Source organism: uncultured Eubacterium sp., assembly GCF_937958975.1.
In the GTDB taxonomy this organism is placed as follows: Bacteria; Bacillota; Clostridia; order Lachnospirales; family Lachnospiraceae; genus Eubacterium_G.
Genome location: NZ_CALGRE010000045.1, coordinates 33,923 through 50,244, shown reverse-complemented (window position 1 = coordinate 50,244; position 16,322 = coordinate 33,923). Strand labels below are relative to the sequence as shown.

Here is a 16,322-nt window from a genome sequence, read left to right as displayed (position 1 = left end):
GGTCTCCTTATACACTTTCCAGTCTGTTTGCTACCTCAAACTTTTCTGCCAATTCGTTATAATCTTGTATCTGTTTATCTTTTAATTCAACCTTTACAGCATTTTTTAATGCATTCCTTCCCGATTTTTCACCCGGCATATATATATTTCCATCTTCTCCACAGCCCTTCACTGCCAAAATAAGCTGTTCTATTTTTTTATCGTATTCCTCCACCGTCATTAACTTACTAATATCAATTGCCAACATCATATGACCATGTCGTGACGGTGCATCTTCTGCTCCCAACGGCTTTATCTCGCCCCCAAAAGCTGAACCGCTTAAAAGTCCCGCCAAAATATCAATTGACATCGCAAGGCCAAAACCTTTTACACCACCTATGGCAAGCATATTTCCTTTTAATGCCTCTGTCGGATTATCTGTGGGGTTTCCTTCCCGGTCAACTGCCCATCCAAACGGAATTTTCTCACCGTTCTTCTCTGCCAGTCTTATTTTACCTCTTGCCGCCTCTGATATCGCCATATCCAGAACAATATTTCCATTTTTCGACGGAAATGCATAGCAAATCGGATTTGTTCCAAAAATAGACCTTGTCCCCCCTGGCGGCGCAACTGCCGGCCCGGAACTGGTTACTACCATTCCAACCATCTCTTCATTTGCTGCTATCTCTCCAAAATATCCCGCTACACCAAAATTATTACTATTTCTGACAAACGAAATACCCACACCTGTCTTTTTTGCCTTTTCAATACAATTTCTCATAGCGATATCAGCCGCAATCTGTCCAAAACCGTTATTGCAATCAAAAACTGTCATGGAAACTGTGTCCATAATTTTTTCTACCACAGTATTCCGAGGCATTAAACCAAGTCTCATCTTCTTCTCATAAATAGGCATTCTTGTTATTCCGTGAGTATGTTTCTCATGGGTATGTGCATATACAATAGTATCTGTGATAACTTTCGCCTGTTCTTTCGGAACCTGCCATGTTTTCAACAATTCCTGCGTTGTCTCTCTCAAACTCTCAATTGTTATGTACGACATATTCTTTCCTTTACTATCTGTTATTTTATACTGCCCTTTGGTGACTGAACCGCTTCCGGATAGTACGCATCAATCATTCTCTTTACTAATGATACCTGTTTCGCTCTCTGCTTCGCATCTGCCTCAGAGCTGTCCCAACTATGCGTTTTAGCTACAGAACCTCCTGTTTTCAAATAAATCGGAGAGGCAATCCGAATCATTTCAGGAACTTCATAATGCCTTATAAATCCGCCTGTGGACTTTGGATTTTCTGTATGAATGTCAATTGGTATATCGATTGCCTGACGCATTGCCGCTAACATAGGCAATTGAATATCTCTGACAGGATTTACAGAATTTGCTCCAATTGTCTCAAGAAGTTTTGCTGCACAGGGATTTCCATGACCCGCATGTGCTGATATCTTAAAATGACAATCTCCCGGTATCTCACCCGCTTTTCTCATTTCATTTAAGAGCCACAAACAGCCTTCATCATACACTAAAAAAGAATGACAGCCCAGAGCTGCTGCTCTTTTCACATCTTCTACCGCTCTTACTATCTGTTCCTGTCCGCGAAGCCTATAGCCCATCCTAACTCCCTCAGGTGTATTAACCGAAGCACTCGTGTCCGTTGTTGCTCTAGGTCCTATCGCAAGGATTAAATCAGTACCATAATCCTTTGCCAAACTTACCATGTCCATTATTTCATTATCTGTTAATAACATGATTCCTTTTGTCTGCGTTACTCTGTGAAGACTAATCTGATACTTGTCCATTTCATTTAATAAAGCCTCCATTACTTTAGGTCCCTGTATTCCCGGCACTTCAAAACGATACTGTCCTCCATCGTCGAATCTCTTTTCTGATGAAGGAAGATTATAAGCATCTCCCTCGGGCATTCCTATTAATTTTAAAAATTCTCTTGTCTCTTGCATGACTAAATCTCCCTCTTAATATCTAAACTATTTTTTTAAAGTTCCTAAAACACCTTTTAACAATAAATAATTCATCTTGCCTATTCTATATGTAATCGTGTGAAAAATCTTTTTTGCCTTTCCAACACCCAAATATTTATCTAAATACAACACCCTGCTATCATATGCCAAATTAAGCCTCTTTCCCACAGATTTGATACTCTTCGATATACTTATGGAATGATGGTGAAGGTATTCATACCTATTGAGTACATAATTTTTATAACCTTTTTCTTTCAATTTATATGCCAGTATGTTTTCCTCCCCATATAAAAACGTGTCCTCATCAAACATTCCCACATCTAAAAACGTTTTTTTATGAATGGCAAAAAAAGAACCGTTAATCACATCCACTTCGCTGAACTCTCTTTCAAAATATGTGTCTTCATAGACACCACCGCGTTTATGTAATATTTTTCTTAAAACCAGAAGATTCTCCCATATACAATCAGCATATCCCGGAAGCTTCCATGCCGAATGTATATTAATATCAGATGTCGTAATCATTTTTCCTGTTACAATCCCGACTTTTTCATTATTCCCTTCTTTTTTCTTATAAAAATTTAAAATCTCCTCTATAATTTTTTTATTAAGTTCTATATCAGGGTTGGCTATCAATACATACTCAGGCGAATATTGTTTTATGGCATAGCTTATTCCATAATTATTCCCATATGCATAGCCGCCATTTCTTTCTGTTTTAATTACATCTATTTTTTCATTTTTGTACTTACTTAATTGTTCAAATGATTTATCTGTGGAAAAGTTATCCACTACAATGATTTTATTTATCCTATTAATATCCCTTACATTTTGTAATAGCTTTTCTGTTGTGACATAATCATTATAATTCAAGACAATTAAAACAGTCTCCATCTTTTTCTCCTTTAAAGTATTTAAAACTGTAATACTACTATACCATATCTCCTAAAATCTCGAACAAACCTGCTATTTCCATATTTTCATTATCTGTTTCCCAAATAAACTTCCAAACTTTTTCAATCTCTGTTTCACCTATTCCTCCACTATTCATTAAGGAATAAAATTTGTCTGATAACTCCTGCTTATCTATAGGATTTTCAGGTTCTCCCTTTGGATAATCCACTCTTGCTGTCACTGCTGTGCCATCTAAATAATTTACTGTCACAACTGCACTTCTCTTGTCCGGAACGAGCTTGGAGAGTTCTTCATTTTCTTTTACCATTACCTTATTTGTCAAACTTGTTATTTTCTCATCATAAATAATTTCCTGACGAAACATTTCCAGACCTGCTTTATGATACATTAGTGCCACCGCTACACTATACGGAATACTCATCTTTGCTGAATTTACACCCTCAATTTTTTTATGTTCATGCCCATACACAGCCAAATTGTAAGTATCTACAACAACGTTTTCGATATTCCTCACATCCACTTCTTCCCCTGCGGCAATCTTTAATGCTGCTTCTATCGGTGCATGACAGTGTCTGCATGCCGCATACGGTTTCATATATATTCCATTTATTGCCATTTTATCTTGTTTCTGAATTAGTAAATCCATATCATATTCATCACTCATATTTTTGACAAATCCTCTTTCTCCCCCAAGGATATCTTTCGGACCGCAAAAATATTTTCCAAACAATGCTGCATTTACTCCGGCATTTGCTGCATTTGCTATATTATATGGTTTTTGCTCGGACTTACCCGTGATAGCCTCCAGCAATCCTGCGGCCGATGTAGCAGCTGCACACAAAACATTAAGCATTTCCTGTTTATTGTATTTCAATAAAGTTGCTATCGCTAAAGCACACCCAACCGTTCCACATGTACCTGTTGCATGAAATCCTTTTTTCTTGTGACTTGGCTGTACAGCACTTGCCAGGCGGATTGAAACCTCATATCCAATCACCGCACTTTTCAAGATTTCCTTCAATGTACACTGGTTTTTTTCACCCACGCTAATCAATCCTGAAAATATTGGAGCAGCTAAATGCATCATTGCAACCCTATGGCCATCATCCAATTCTAAAACATGGGAATTGTAGGCATTCACCATTACGGCACTATTAAAAGACACTTTTTTGCAATAACCGATAATGCCATATTCCCCTTGATTACTCTCTACAAACTTTCTAACTTTTTCTTTTGAAGTCTTTGCACCACCTACAGTAACACTAATATAATCTGCAAAACATTTTCGTGCCTGCACCAAATCTGTCTCTGAAACTTCATTCTGGGCTAACTCATATATAAAATCTACAAATCTTTCTGATATATTTTTCATATGCCTATTTCGCTCTCATTTCCTATTCTTTTCTTATAAACATTCCTTTTACCGTATCTAATAAATAATAAAAGCTGTCAAACTTAAATACAACGGAACCTGCTACATATATTATTACTCCTAAGATAATTTGAAAAACAAGTGTAATTGCATATCCCATTCCAATAAAATTTAACCCATAAACGCACACACCCATTATAACCGAAAGCAACATAAACGGTGCAATATCCTTTAGCTGCTCTATATAGCTATAATTCAATAATTTCTTATTTGGCCACGAATTTACAATTTGATTAACAAGGCTGGTAAATAAAAGGCTGTACGCCATAACTAATGGCCCAAACCACATCGTACATATTACGACAATAATACCTATAACTTTCTTGATAATTTCTAATTTTAGAAAAACATCACTTCGTCCCACAGCCTTAATCGCATTCAAATTTGCAGAATGTATCGGATAAAACACATATGTTATACAAAATATTCTAAGATATGGTATACATCCTGCCCATTTGTGAGTCAGCAATAGTTCCACAATAGGTTCGGCTGTAAATACGAACCCTATCATAATCGGCCACATAATATAACTACTGATTTTTATCGCCCTTCTGGTCATTGATTTTACTCTTTCCAGAGCGTCCTGCTGAGAGGATAACGCCGGAAACAAAACACTGTCAATGGATGTATTAATATTTCCTATAATGGTAAAAGGCAGCTGCTTTCCACGATTATAATATCCTAGTTCTGCTGTCGTATCTAACTTTCCCATAATCAACTGCCTTACATTATTATACACAGTCTCAAGCAATGCGGAAACAAGTAACTTCCATCCATATGATACCAGTCCTTTTAATCTGTTAAATGAAAACATTAACTTTGGTCTCCATTTAACAGTGAGCCATAATACAATTGTATCAATTATTTTATTCGTTAAATTCTGAGCAACCAAAGCCCATACTCCATATCCTGCATAAGCCATCCAAATCCCGACAACTGCTGCTACAACAGTTCCGCCTATAGTTGCAAAGAAAAATCTTTTAAACTGCATGGTTTTAGAGACATATGCCTGCTGAATATTCTTCACTCCCGCAATCACAAGCACAAGACTCATAACCCGAATCACCGCTACTAATTCATCATCATTATAAAATGATGCAATATACGGCGATGCAATATACATGCCCAAATAAAGCACACCGCACACTGCCATATTGAAATAAAACACACTTGAAAAATCCAAATCGTCTGCATCTTTCTTTTGTATCAGCGCATTTCCCATTCCACTATCAACAAATATCTGCAATATAGCTGTAAATACGGTAACCAATGCAATGGTTCCATATAATTCCGGCGCAATTAGTCTTGCCAATACAATTTGCACTATAAAATTAACGCCTTGGGCGCCACAGCGCTCCAAAAATCTCCATATTAATCCTGATATTGTTTTATTTCTTAAATTTGCTTCCGTCATTTTCCTCGCCTACACAATCATCTTTATACCCACAATGTTTTATGCAAAACATGGTGCCTAATCCAATGTCTTATATACAGTACAACCGTTCTAAACTTATGATTTATATTTTTCATATAAATCAACATTTGTCTGACACTGCACTGTTTAGAACTTAATCCACTTATCAAATTCCTAAAATAAAGTAATTCTCCATACTTAATACCATCTTTGAAATTATTTTTTTCAGAATATTCAATCAGTGCATAGTTCCATCTTTCTTCTTTTTTAAAGTTATACTTATATGCTGCCGTAAAGCTTGTACCACTTTTTCTAATTTGTCGATATGCACTCATTGGTTCTTGAATACAATATACTTTCCCATTTAATATAAATGCAAAATATGCCAGCCTGTCTCCCGGACTGAGTCCCTTATTCAAAAAAAAAGCTGTATCCATTGTATCGTCTTTTATATAGTTTCGACACATCACTGTCGTGAGTTGTCCCGGCATTATTTCGCTTGCGAAATGTTTTATTGTATATTCCTCATCTTTACATTCAGGATAACTTTTGCCACACGGTTTAGAATTTTCATCTACAACAATACAATTATGGGCAACTGCAACATAATCCTCATGCTTCTCTAAAAACTCAATTTGTTTTTCAATCTTATTTTCATCAATCCAATAATCATCACCTTCTAAGGCAATAATATATTTACCTCTACACCGGCGTTTTAAATCGCCTGCATTGTTAGGATGCTGTCCATGCATATTTTTTTCTCTATAAAACATGCGAAATTTCCCCGGATACTTTTCCTCATACTGTTTCAATATATCTCTTGTCCCATCCGGAGAGCAGTCTTCACCAACTAATATCTCATAAGAATACTTCGTTTTTTGTTTCAACACACCATCTAATGCCTGTGCAATATATTTTTCATGATTATAAGTAGCAATATATATACTTAACATCACTTCATTATTCATATTTTAACTCCTTCTTAGTATCCTCTTCTGAAGCTCTTTAAACCGTTCACCCTTTCCGAATAAAAACAAAATATCATCAACTCGTTTGCCAATTTCAGTAATTATTAATGTAACCGCCAAAACCACAAAGAATAATACGATTCTCTTTGTAAATAGTGGTGTATTCATAAAATAATAGCTTCCCCAAATCATTTTCATGACAACAGGCTGAACAAAGATATAGTGAATTACCATTATATAAAGAGAGTTTTCACCTAAATAACTTACCGGCTTTGTAAGTATGGCTGCCCACCGGTAATTGCACAAATGAATTATAATAAGCGTTTCTGCTAAAGTATATAATACCTTATAAAATTCCAACTCAAAATGATATAAAACAGCTCCCAATACCAGAAATGCTACACCAATGAATAAATTCGCTATATTTCCAAAATTTAATTTTGATAATATTTTATTGGCAATATATCCCATGACAATATACACACATCCAATAACTATCCTATCAAGAAATCTCACTTCCTCAAATATGATTTTTGATGTTGTATTTGTAATATTTATATCAATCCTACATATGACAAAAACATAAAACAAATACATAATTAAACAGACCAGCCCCATAATAAGTGTCTGATTTTTACATTTTTCTGTCTTTTTTATTAGATATATCAATACTATATTTGCAATCAGTATAACCGGTAAAAACCATAACGTTCCTATTCCTGTAAGTGAAAACGCACAATAAAGATTTCTTAATAACAACTGCTTTCCATGATATGTATCACTGATAAAATTATTTCCAAATACAGTACCCACAATAAACTGATATACTATGGCAAACACACTCAATAATATATATGGAATCCCCAGAGCTATAATTTTTCTCTTAATTTTAGTTTTGTAATTATTATTATTCTTACTATATGCATATACCCACCCTGCAGCAAAAAAGAAGGCGTTTAATAAAAATGCACTCAAAAAATCCAAGAACTGCACCGGAGAAATATAGCTGGATGTGATTGTATGATATATAACAACCAACATAATACTTATCCCTTTAATCACATCTATGCCCACAATTCTATTATTCATATAACCTCCATCAATCTTTGTAAATCCATAGTTATTTTAATATTTGTTTTAATTTACAACTATTCCATCCTATAATAGTACCCCAAACCAAAAATGTACCGCTTCCAATAAGTCCTCTTATTACATATGTGGTAACCATCATCATAACATTTACAATTAGCATTTGTGTATAAATGTCAATTAGATACTTTGATTTTACTTTTGAACTCAAAATCCTAATCGGATATAAAAGCCAGAATAAAATTCCAAAAACAGCTAAAACTCCGCCTTTTGTAAGTAATGTATAATATCCATTATGTAATAATGGGGTACTGCTATTTGTAAGTCCATATTCCTGTCTCTGTGTCTTTGGCAGATTTTTTAATTTAATTTCAGTTCCTATTCCCTGACCAAATACCTGCTCAGCAATATTTGTCTTCTGCCACTGTTCTTCTGCATTTTTCTTTTCATATCCTCTCCAGTTACTACTGATACTTGACTCATCATCAAATTCGTTATCCGTAGATAGCTCTGTAAAAGTCTTCTCAACTTTATTAACAAACGGAGCGGTAAAATCCTCCGGTAAAAACAAAAATGTCAGAAATACAAGACAAACTCCAACCGCTGTAGAGACAATCAGATTCATAACAAACCGCTGCTTCTTTTCCGCCTTAATTATAGGTATGATATAAGCAACAAAAACACCGATAATCATACACAGTATCTGCGTTCTTCCAAGAGAAACTAATACTGTTACCATTATGGCTAATATCAAAAATAAATCTCTCTTTTTCCCATAGATAGTTTTTTTATTTAACACGCACTCATAAAATAATAAAACCGAAAACATCATCAAATCCATTATATGATTGTTGAATACGTTTCTTAAACTTCCAAGCGTGCCTATATCTGCTATATTTATTAATAATTTGAGCCAGTCGCCAGCCAGCTGTATTGCACATACAAAATAAAGCGTTTTCATCAATGATTTATTTCTCTCAAACCTGCATGCATAATACCCAACAATAACAATCATAATATTATTAATGACATAAAACGTTCCCTTAAACAAACCTGACATATCATTAACAAAAAAACCATAAACTATCATTATAAGAATCGATATAAAATATATTCTTGCACCATAAATTGCCGGAACAACAATCCTTTTATTCAGTAAAAATACAGCAACAAGTAAAAATGTATATACTATCACTCTAAGTTCATTGTTAAACATAGACTGAATCAGAAATAATAATAGGACCGTTACTGAAATATCTTTCGTCCATTTTGTATTTATTTTTATGACTGGTTGAAACATATTTTTTACCTTTCTTTTCCGTTTTTGTTAATATGCATTCCTCTAAATTCGCATTTTCTATTCCTAGTCGATATTTTCAAATAATTCATCCATTTTCTTTTTATAACATTCGTACGAAAAATTCTCATCATATTGCATAGCCGCACAATTTTGCATTTCAAATATCTCTTCGGGACTAAATTGACATATCTTTTCCACCACCTGGTCTATTATAGCATGATTATAGTTTATTCCAATATTCTTTTGATTAACCATGTCCCATGTATCTTCTTTGCAGCAATTTATAAGCGCCAAGGCATTTGACATATACTCCATACTTTTATAGGAAAGTGCAATTGCAACATTTTCCTTAAATCCATTAAATCCGAAATGACACTTTTTCATGACGTTTGCTTTCATATCCTCATCATAAACTCTACCAAGAAAATCATACGGAATCTTTCTACTGTCTAATTCTTTTAGAAGCCATTCCTTTCTTGGTCCGTCTCCGATAATACTAAGTTTCGCCGGTTTTGTTTTGTTGATTTTTTCCATAATCTCAACAAGTCCTTCAAAGTCATAATTTCCTGTTAATGCTCCAAGATAAAGTATATTTAACTTATCAGTATCTAATATTTCTGTTCTTCTGACACTCTTTTCACTTTTACACAATGGAACAACTTTTAGTTTTTCACATTCTTTAAGATTTAACAAGGTAAAATAATATTTACACGAACCAATAAAACAATCACACTTGTTTATCACGGAATTTCGCAAATAAGACCACCACCAAAATCCACAAATCTTCGCTGCTTTTTTTATGTTTTTATTAAATGGTATTGTTTCGGGATATAAATCATAAATATCAGAAACGAAAAATGCTCCTTTTTTCTTTGCAGTTTTTCTTAACAGGTATGCTGTAGAATTTGGCGGACCTACAACATAAATAATATCAGCCTCCATATTTTTTATTCTTTTCTTTATATTTAACCCAAACTTCCATGCCGAAATCATTCTCGTGAGCGACATATTTTTTTTATATGGAATAACATCGATTTCTTCAGCCACATCAATATCATAATGTACCTTTGTTTTAGAATTATGATCATAATTTCCACATAACAATTGAATTTCATATTCTCTTTCCGTGAAATACTTTAAAACAGTATAACATCTGTCCGTATCCCTCAAATTAAGATAATACGACACTATTAATACTTTCTTTCTTTTCATTTTTATATTAACCTTATTCCTTATGTAATAATATAATTTGTAACATCTATTTATAAACTGTTTCAATTAATTCTTTAATATGTTCTTCCATTTCAGGCACTTTGAATTTCTCTTTGATATTTTTCTTCATACTTTCTACTTTTTCTAAATCTTCCAATAAGCTTCGAATATTTTCCTTTACGCTTTCAAAATTATATTCACAAATCACACCTGTCTCATTATGAATTACCAAATCTTTAGCTCCTACTTCCTCTGTGACAAAAACAGGAACACCATAACTTAACGCCTCTAATACAGTAAATCCATACGAAACATCATGTAATGCCACAACTATATCTGCACGATTCATTACTTGATTTAGATTTTCATACCGATATGGCGGCATAACTTTCATATATGGTTCCGGATTAGAAATTTCATGATATATAGTAAGCTGAAAATTTTGCATTCCCTCTTCATATAACTTGTCCAAAACATTTTTTAACAAGTAAAACCCTTTGTATTCTGCAATTGGACCCATATAAGTTATCTGCAGTACATGATTTTGAATTACTTTATTATACTGATACTTATTATCTTTAATTTGACTATGAGTTATATTACATACAATACCTTTGTCTATATTCATATACTTTTCAAAAACTGCTTTCATATAACTACTATTAAAATGTATTACAGTAATTCTCTTAAAATATTCGAGATACCCTTCTCTTAAACGGGCATATCTTTCTTTCGCCAACTCGTTATTTTCATCTACTTCCTTAACCTCATCCTCAAGTGCAAACACTCTTTCTTTCTGATTTAATCTAACTTTTTGAACAATTTTCGTATTTTTAATACTTCTATAAAATCGGCTTTGCAAAACTCTCATCTTATTTATTCCGAGTGCATTCTCACAACATACTGCACATCCACTGCAATCAAAATTATCTTTGCAGCTCTTCTTGTTAAAAAATAATGTGCTTTTAGGACAAATACCAAAAAAGTCATGCGTTGTATATACTGTCTTAACCCCTAACTGTCTGGCAGCTTCTAAAAAATTAATATGCATTCCCATTAATGTATGTATATGAATAATATCCGGTTTCATTTTTTGTAAGAATTTTATGTAAACTTTCATATTTACATCTACCTGAAACTGTTCAAACTCTTTAATTCCATATATTTGTGGTAAAAACTCCGGATTTTTCAACTCATAGCTCTTAATTCCAAAGTAATCCCGTGTTTTTACAATTTTGGGACAACCGAAACGCATAATTGTACCGGGCCATAACATAGCCACATCATGCCCATGCTTCTTCTGCTCCATAGCCAAATCTACTGCATATTTCGTCAAACCACCCCTTGCATATGGTGGAAAGCCCAATGAATAATGTAATATTTTCATTTAATACCTCTTATTTAGATAAAATTTCTAAAAGACTCAATCTATATTTTATTTTACTATCATCTAAATCCATTTGATTCTCTGTCCGCACCAGATAAAAAGTAATAGTATAAAGAAGATAAGAACAAAATGCCTTATCCGGCTCGCCTATAAACCGTAACATTCGTGATTTAAATATATTGTATTCTTTAATTGTATTTTTTGTATCCATTCCCCGCATAATAAGATTTTTTTGACAAATAAAATGAAAAAAATCAAAAAAAGGAACAGCTCTCTCCAAACAATATTCAAAATCGTATGCATATATTTTATCTTCCACCATATATGTATTCCACGGAGTAAAATCCCCATGCGCAAAAGTATAAATCTTTTCTCCCGCTCCAAGCCAATCTTTCACATAAGATAACGACCCACATAAAACAGCATTTTTTTTCAATTCAGGGTTATTGGCTATTAAATCAGAGAGCTTATTAAAATAAATACATATATCACTATTCTGATACTTTGCTGCACATTTTGTAGCATTGTAAATATTGATTAAAAAATCCCAGTGCGCTTCTGAAAATACAAAACTGCTTTTTATTTTTTTGTTTGTTGTGTCCTGGATAAACGCACTCCATTCTCCAAATTTATGAATAGCAAGACATTTTGGAATATTATCTATTTCTTTTTTTTCTAAATATTGCAATGCCCTCTTTTCTTTTACAAACGTCTTCTTATTCTCTGCATTTTTCGTTATTTTAATATATACAAAGATTTTATTTTTGTTAAAAACCTGTATTGTAGCTTTTGCATTCTGTTGAGATTCATCTAAATTTCCATAATAAACTGAACATTGATAATCGTTATCACAATACCTTTCTATTATCTGAATAATTTCCTTTTTTAAAGACAATTTTTTTATTTGGCATTTTGCAACTTTTCTCACTATTTTACTCCATCTAATCATTGGAAAAACTGTTTTCATTATTTTCCCCTTTATATTAGATGCCTGATATATGCCAAATCCCTTATTCATATTTTTAGCCGGAATAATCCATGTCTTTTTTCCATTATCAAAAACGAAATATTTATGACCATTTATATTCTCTTGAAAAATTTGATTAAAAAAATCATCTTTTACCATTAAAGTCTCCCATTACTGTTTTGTATAATTATCCAATATAATTTTCATTGCCTCGTCACATAAAACATTTATCGATTTTTCAGCATCTAAAAAATGTATATTAGGATATACTTTTTTTAGCTTTTTATATTCTCCTAATTGCCTTTCTATTTCTATCAATGACAATTCCTGTTTTCTTCCATAAATAGTCTCAGGATTCGCAACGAGACAAAACATTACTTTGGGTTTTGGTGTTAATGCCACAAAAAAACGCCTCACCCAATAGGGTAATTTTATTTTACTTCGTTTAGGGTCAACAATCATATCATAACTATACCTGTCAAAAACCGAATATTTGTCGTAGTGAACATCTACTCTTATCTGTTTTCTCCATCCAACAATATAATCCATAGAATAATAGATAATCCTAATCAGGGAAATAATTGGCCCTGATTGCTGTATCTGTTCTCTATCTGTTACATTATCTGACTCTTTTGTTATCTTTATCTTTTGCCCCATTTCGTTTAAATTGGGAACAATTGTAGGCCTAAAATGATAAGACCTGCATTTATTCTCCGAAACATAGTAGTAATTTAAACTATTTTTAATTTCTTTAAGTAAACTTGACTTTCCTGTTCCATCTGGCGCTATCATACCAATTGTGCGTGAATATTTATTATATCTGAAAACAATTCTTTCTAACTTTTCCAGTAAAAACTGTATACGATTTAACAAAGTCTTTATGGGACTTCTATACCTTACATTTATCTTAATCTCTTTATTTAATTGTTTATAATCATTTAATATAGCATCATAATCTCTTGTTAATATGTAAGACTTCACACGCTGTAAATATGACTTTGAAACTCTTTTAGATAATTCTTCAATAAAAAAATCTGAATTATTCTTTAATAAATTACTTATCTTTTCCTGATATTCTAATTTCACAATAGGTCTTTTCTGGCCAAATAACTTACAAATATAAAGCCAAAACGCCTCATATTTATCCTCTAATACCACCATTCCTCTATATTCTTGTGTATGGTCGTACATTTTATCAAATTTTTCTAATTCATATCCTTTTGTATTTAATCCCTGAAGTAAATCAATATGTATTCCTATATTATTTTTAATACTCATGCCATGCATACATATCATTTTTGAAGTTCTAAATTCATCGTAATACTCTAAATCGTTGTTTGAAAACACTTCTCTTAACAACCGATAAGCAACTTTTACTTGCTTTGGCTCAACAACAATATCTATATCTTTTGCTGTATTTTCAAACGGAAGCCCCTGGTAATTTCTCAAAATAAAGTATGCAATTTTATGGTGTTCTAATTCTTTTAAATATTCGATTAACACTTTTCCACATAATTTATTCCACATCTCTTCTACCTATTTTAACTTGTTCCTCAGCTTTATTTCAATATTTCGGGTTTTCTCTTTTCCAATAACTTTTTGCAATATTTTTCTTAAACTTTGTAATAACGGTCGTACGACCTCAATCCATAACTTGCTTTTTCCTCTTTTCTTTTCTCTTTCACTAAGCCAGCTGTTATTGCAATAATGTATTGCCGCCGTTTCCTTCGTTACTCTAAATTCTGTATCACTTAATTTCTTTGGGAAAAAAACCTCCCTTGAAAATACCTTTATACCACATACTTCCTGTTCCCCGCCTCCAAGTACCAATCCTTTTTCTAACATAATATCTGTAAATAATGAAACATTTGCCACAATATCCATATTCCCATCTTCAGAAATAAAGTCATTATTTTCATAATAATCAACTAATTTTCCTATTAATTTATTTTTTGGTTTGCATCCTAAAACTGCCGTTCCCAAAAATTTTCTTCTCTCGAACGCTGCAAAGCCTTCAAAACTATCAGTGTTGGGGAAATTCCGAATCACTTTTACATCTGTGTCTAAATAAATTCCTCCATATTGATAAAGAACCTTTGCCCGGACATAGTCACTCACAAAAGCATACTCTCCCATTTCATATGCCTGTCTTGCAAAATTGCATCCATTAATATCAAAATTTTGTTCATTCCATATTATAAAGTCATAATTTTTAAAAAACCTTTTGTTGTTTTCAATAAACCCTAAATCTCTTTCAGAAATATTTTCTTTCCCAAACCAACAATAATGTACTATATTTCTATCACTCTCAATCAAATGTTTCACCATTAATCTTTTATTTTTATCTATATCTAACACACAAAACGACCAGAGTTCATTTCTGGTCATTTAATGTATTCATATTATCCTGTTATGTTTCTCTGATTTTCAAACAACTCCTCATATCGACTGGTTATATATTCCCAACTATAAAATTTTTCAATTCTTTCTCTTGCCTTGTCTCCCATTATCTGAATTTCTTCCTGCCCCATTTCATCCGCCATTTCTATCACATGGGCAAGCATTCCATATTCATGATTCCAATATTTTGCCCCATCTTCTGCGACTTCTCTATTAAATGATACATCAAACAACAAATTCAATTTTGTCAGTCCAAGTGCTTCTAAAAGACTTGGATTTGTCCCACCTACAGAGTGTCCATGAATATATGCATAAGCTTTTTCTCTTATTTTCTTTAACAGCGGTTGGTCGTAAACTGTTCCCACAAATTTTATTCTATTATCTTTGTCAAAATGTGTTTCTTCAAGCAAAGTATTATAAAAAGGATTCGCTTCATATCCTGTCACAATAACTAAATCTTTATCTGTATTCGACTTTATGAACTCTTTAATCATTCTCTCAAAATTATTTTCCGGTACAAACCTCCCGACAATAAGATAATAATTATTAAATTTAATATCAAATGTAGAAAACCACTCTTTTACTTTCTCATTATCATCAGCCAATTCCGATTCACTCGTCTCAGCACCATATGCTATAAAAGTGGTCTTTGGATTGTACTTCTTGTAATCATTCTTTATGTAATCCTCAATTCCCCTGCTGTCACATACAAGTAAATCTGCATGTTTTACCATGAGCTTTTCTGAAATCTTCCAATATCGTCTTACCGGAGCGCTCCACTTTGCACGTTTCCATTCATGCCCATCCGGGTTTACATAAAGTTTTCCATTTAACTTATGAATCTGTCGCTTTAAGCTTCCAATAAACGGTCCTATCCTACAGGCAAGCACATAAACAACAAAATCCTTAATATTATTTTTCTTAATGTAATTAATGCTATATTTTATAGCATCAATATCATAAAATATAGCTTTCGCAGGTCCGCCCATTCTCTGTTTTATATCAAAACAATGAGCGCCATTATACTCATATTCTGTATTTTTATCATCATATTCGTTATTATCTAGTATTCTCGAAACATGATACTGGATAGACTTGTCCCCGGTATATTCTGTAAGCTTATCAACAAAAGTCTCAAACCCACCGTATCTGGTAGGTATTCCCTTACATCCCACTATAAAAATATGCTTTTTTGATACATCTGTAAAATTCTTATTCATATTACTTCCCATTTCGTCTTTTATCAGATTCATTATTTCTA

Annotated in this window: 14 protein-coding genes; all 14 read right to left on the bottom strand. The window is 32.8% G+C overall.

The window, feature by feature from the left end:
* Positions 1–7 precede the first annotated feature (7 nt).
* The 14 genes from Q5O86_RS08065 to cps2T all read right to left on the bottom strand — a co-directional run bounded on the left by Q5O86_RS08065 (position 8) and on the right by cps2T (position 16,281).
* Positions 8–1,042 carry an Ldh family oxidoreductase gene (locus Q5O86_RS08065; protein WP_302626631.1) on the bottom strand — a complete coding sequence of 345 codons (1,035 nt, stop codon included), beginning with the start codon at positions 1,040–1,042 and terminating at the stop codon, positions 8–10.
* A 20-nt stretch (positions 1,043–1,062) separates the two neighbouring features.
* Positions 1,063–1,956 carry a peptidase gene (locus Q5O86_RS08060; protein ID WP_302626630.1) on the bottom strand — a complete coding sequence of 298 codons (894 nt, stop codon included), beginning with the start codon at positions 1,954–1,956 and terminating at the stop codon, positions 1,063–1,065.
* Between the two features lie 27 nt (positions 1,957–1,983).
* Positions 1,984–2,871 (bottom strand): glycosyltransferase, encoded by an 888-nt coding sequence (locus Q5O86_RS08055; RefSeq protein ID WP_302626629.1) that lies wholly within the window; start codon positions 2,869–2,871, stop codon positions 1,984–1,986.
* A gap of 37 nt (positions 2,872–2,908) precedes the next feature.
* Positions 2,909–4,264: an MmgE/PrpD family protein gene (locus tag Q5O86_RS08050; RefSeq protein WP_302626628.1), complete on the bottom strand. Its 1,356-nt coding sequence runs from the start codon at positions 4,262–4,264 to the stop codon at positions 2,909–2,911.
* Positions 4,265–4,286: 22 nt separating this feature from the next.
* Entirely contained in the window at positions 4,287–5,738 is a 1,452-nt protein-coding gene (locus Q5O86_RS08045) for a lipopolysaccharide biosynthesis protein (protein ID WP_302626627.1), read from the bottom strand.
* A 23-nt stretch (positions 5,739–5,761) separates the two neighbouring features.
* Entirely contained in the window at positions 5,762–6,706 is a 945-nt protein-coding gene (locus tag Q5O86_RS08040; RefSeq protein ID WP_302626626.1) for a glycosyltransferase, read from the bottom strand.
* 3 nt (positions 6,707–6,709) lie between these two features.
* Positions 6,710–7,795 (bottom strand): acyltransferase, encoded by a 1,086-nt coding sequence (locus Q5O86_RS08035; RefSeq protein WP_302626625.1) that lies wholly within the window; start codon positions 7,793–7,795, stop codon positions 6,710–6,712.
* A gap of 31 nt (positions 7,796–7,826) precedes the next feature.
* Positions 7,827–9,095: an O-antigen ligase family protein gene (locus Q5O86_RS08030; RefSeq protein ID WP_302626624.1), complete on the bottom strand. Its 1,269-nt coding sequence runs from the start codon at positions 9,093–9,095 to the stop codon at positions 7,827–7,829.
* Positions 9,096–9,158: 63 nt separating this feature from the next.
* Positions 9,159–10,307 (bottom strand): glycosyltransferase, encoded by a 1,149-nt coding sequence (locus Q5O86_RS08025; RefSeq protein ID WP_302626623.1) that lies wholly within the window; start codon positions 10,305–10,307, stop codon positions 9,159–9,161.
* Positions 10,308–10,353: 46 nt separating this feature from the next.
* Complete coding sequence (locus tag Q5O86_RS08020; RefSeq protein WP_302626622.1) at positions 10,354–11,694, bottom strand: glycosyltransferase; 1,341 nt, start codon at positions 11,692–11,694, stop codon at positions 10,354–10,356.
* Positions 11,695–11,704: 10 nt separating this feature from the next.
* Positions 11,705–12,820, bottom strand: a complete 1,116-nt coding sequence (locus Q5O86_RS08015) for a hypothetical protein (protein WP_302626621.1) — start codon at positions 12,818–12,820, stop codon at positions 11,705–11,707.
* 12 nt (positions 12,821–12,832) lie between these two features.
* On the bottom strand, positions 12,833–14,188 hold the full coding sequence (locus Q5O86_RS08010; RefSeq protein ID WP_302626620.1) for a hypothetical protein: 1,356 nt from the start codon (positions 14,186–14,188) through the stop codon (positions 12,833–12,835).
* 9 nt (positions 14,189–14,197) lie between these two features.
* Positions 14,198–15,049 carry a glycosyltransferase family 32 protein gene (locus Q5O86_RS08005; protein ID WP_302626619.1) on the bottom strand — a complete coding sequence of 284 codons (852 nt, stop codon included), beginning with the start codon at positions 15,047–15,049 and terminating at the stop codon, positions 14,198–14,200.
* Between the two features lie 14 nt (positions 15,050–15,063).
* Complete coding sequence (gene cps2T, locus Q5O86_RS08000) at positions 15,064–16,281, bottom strand: beta 1-4 rhamnosyltransferase Cps2T (RefSeq protein ID WP_302626618.1); 1,218 nt, start codon at positions 16,279–16,281, stop codon at positions 15,064–15,066.
* Positions 16,282–16,322 lie beyond the last annotated feature (41 nt).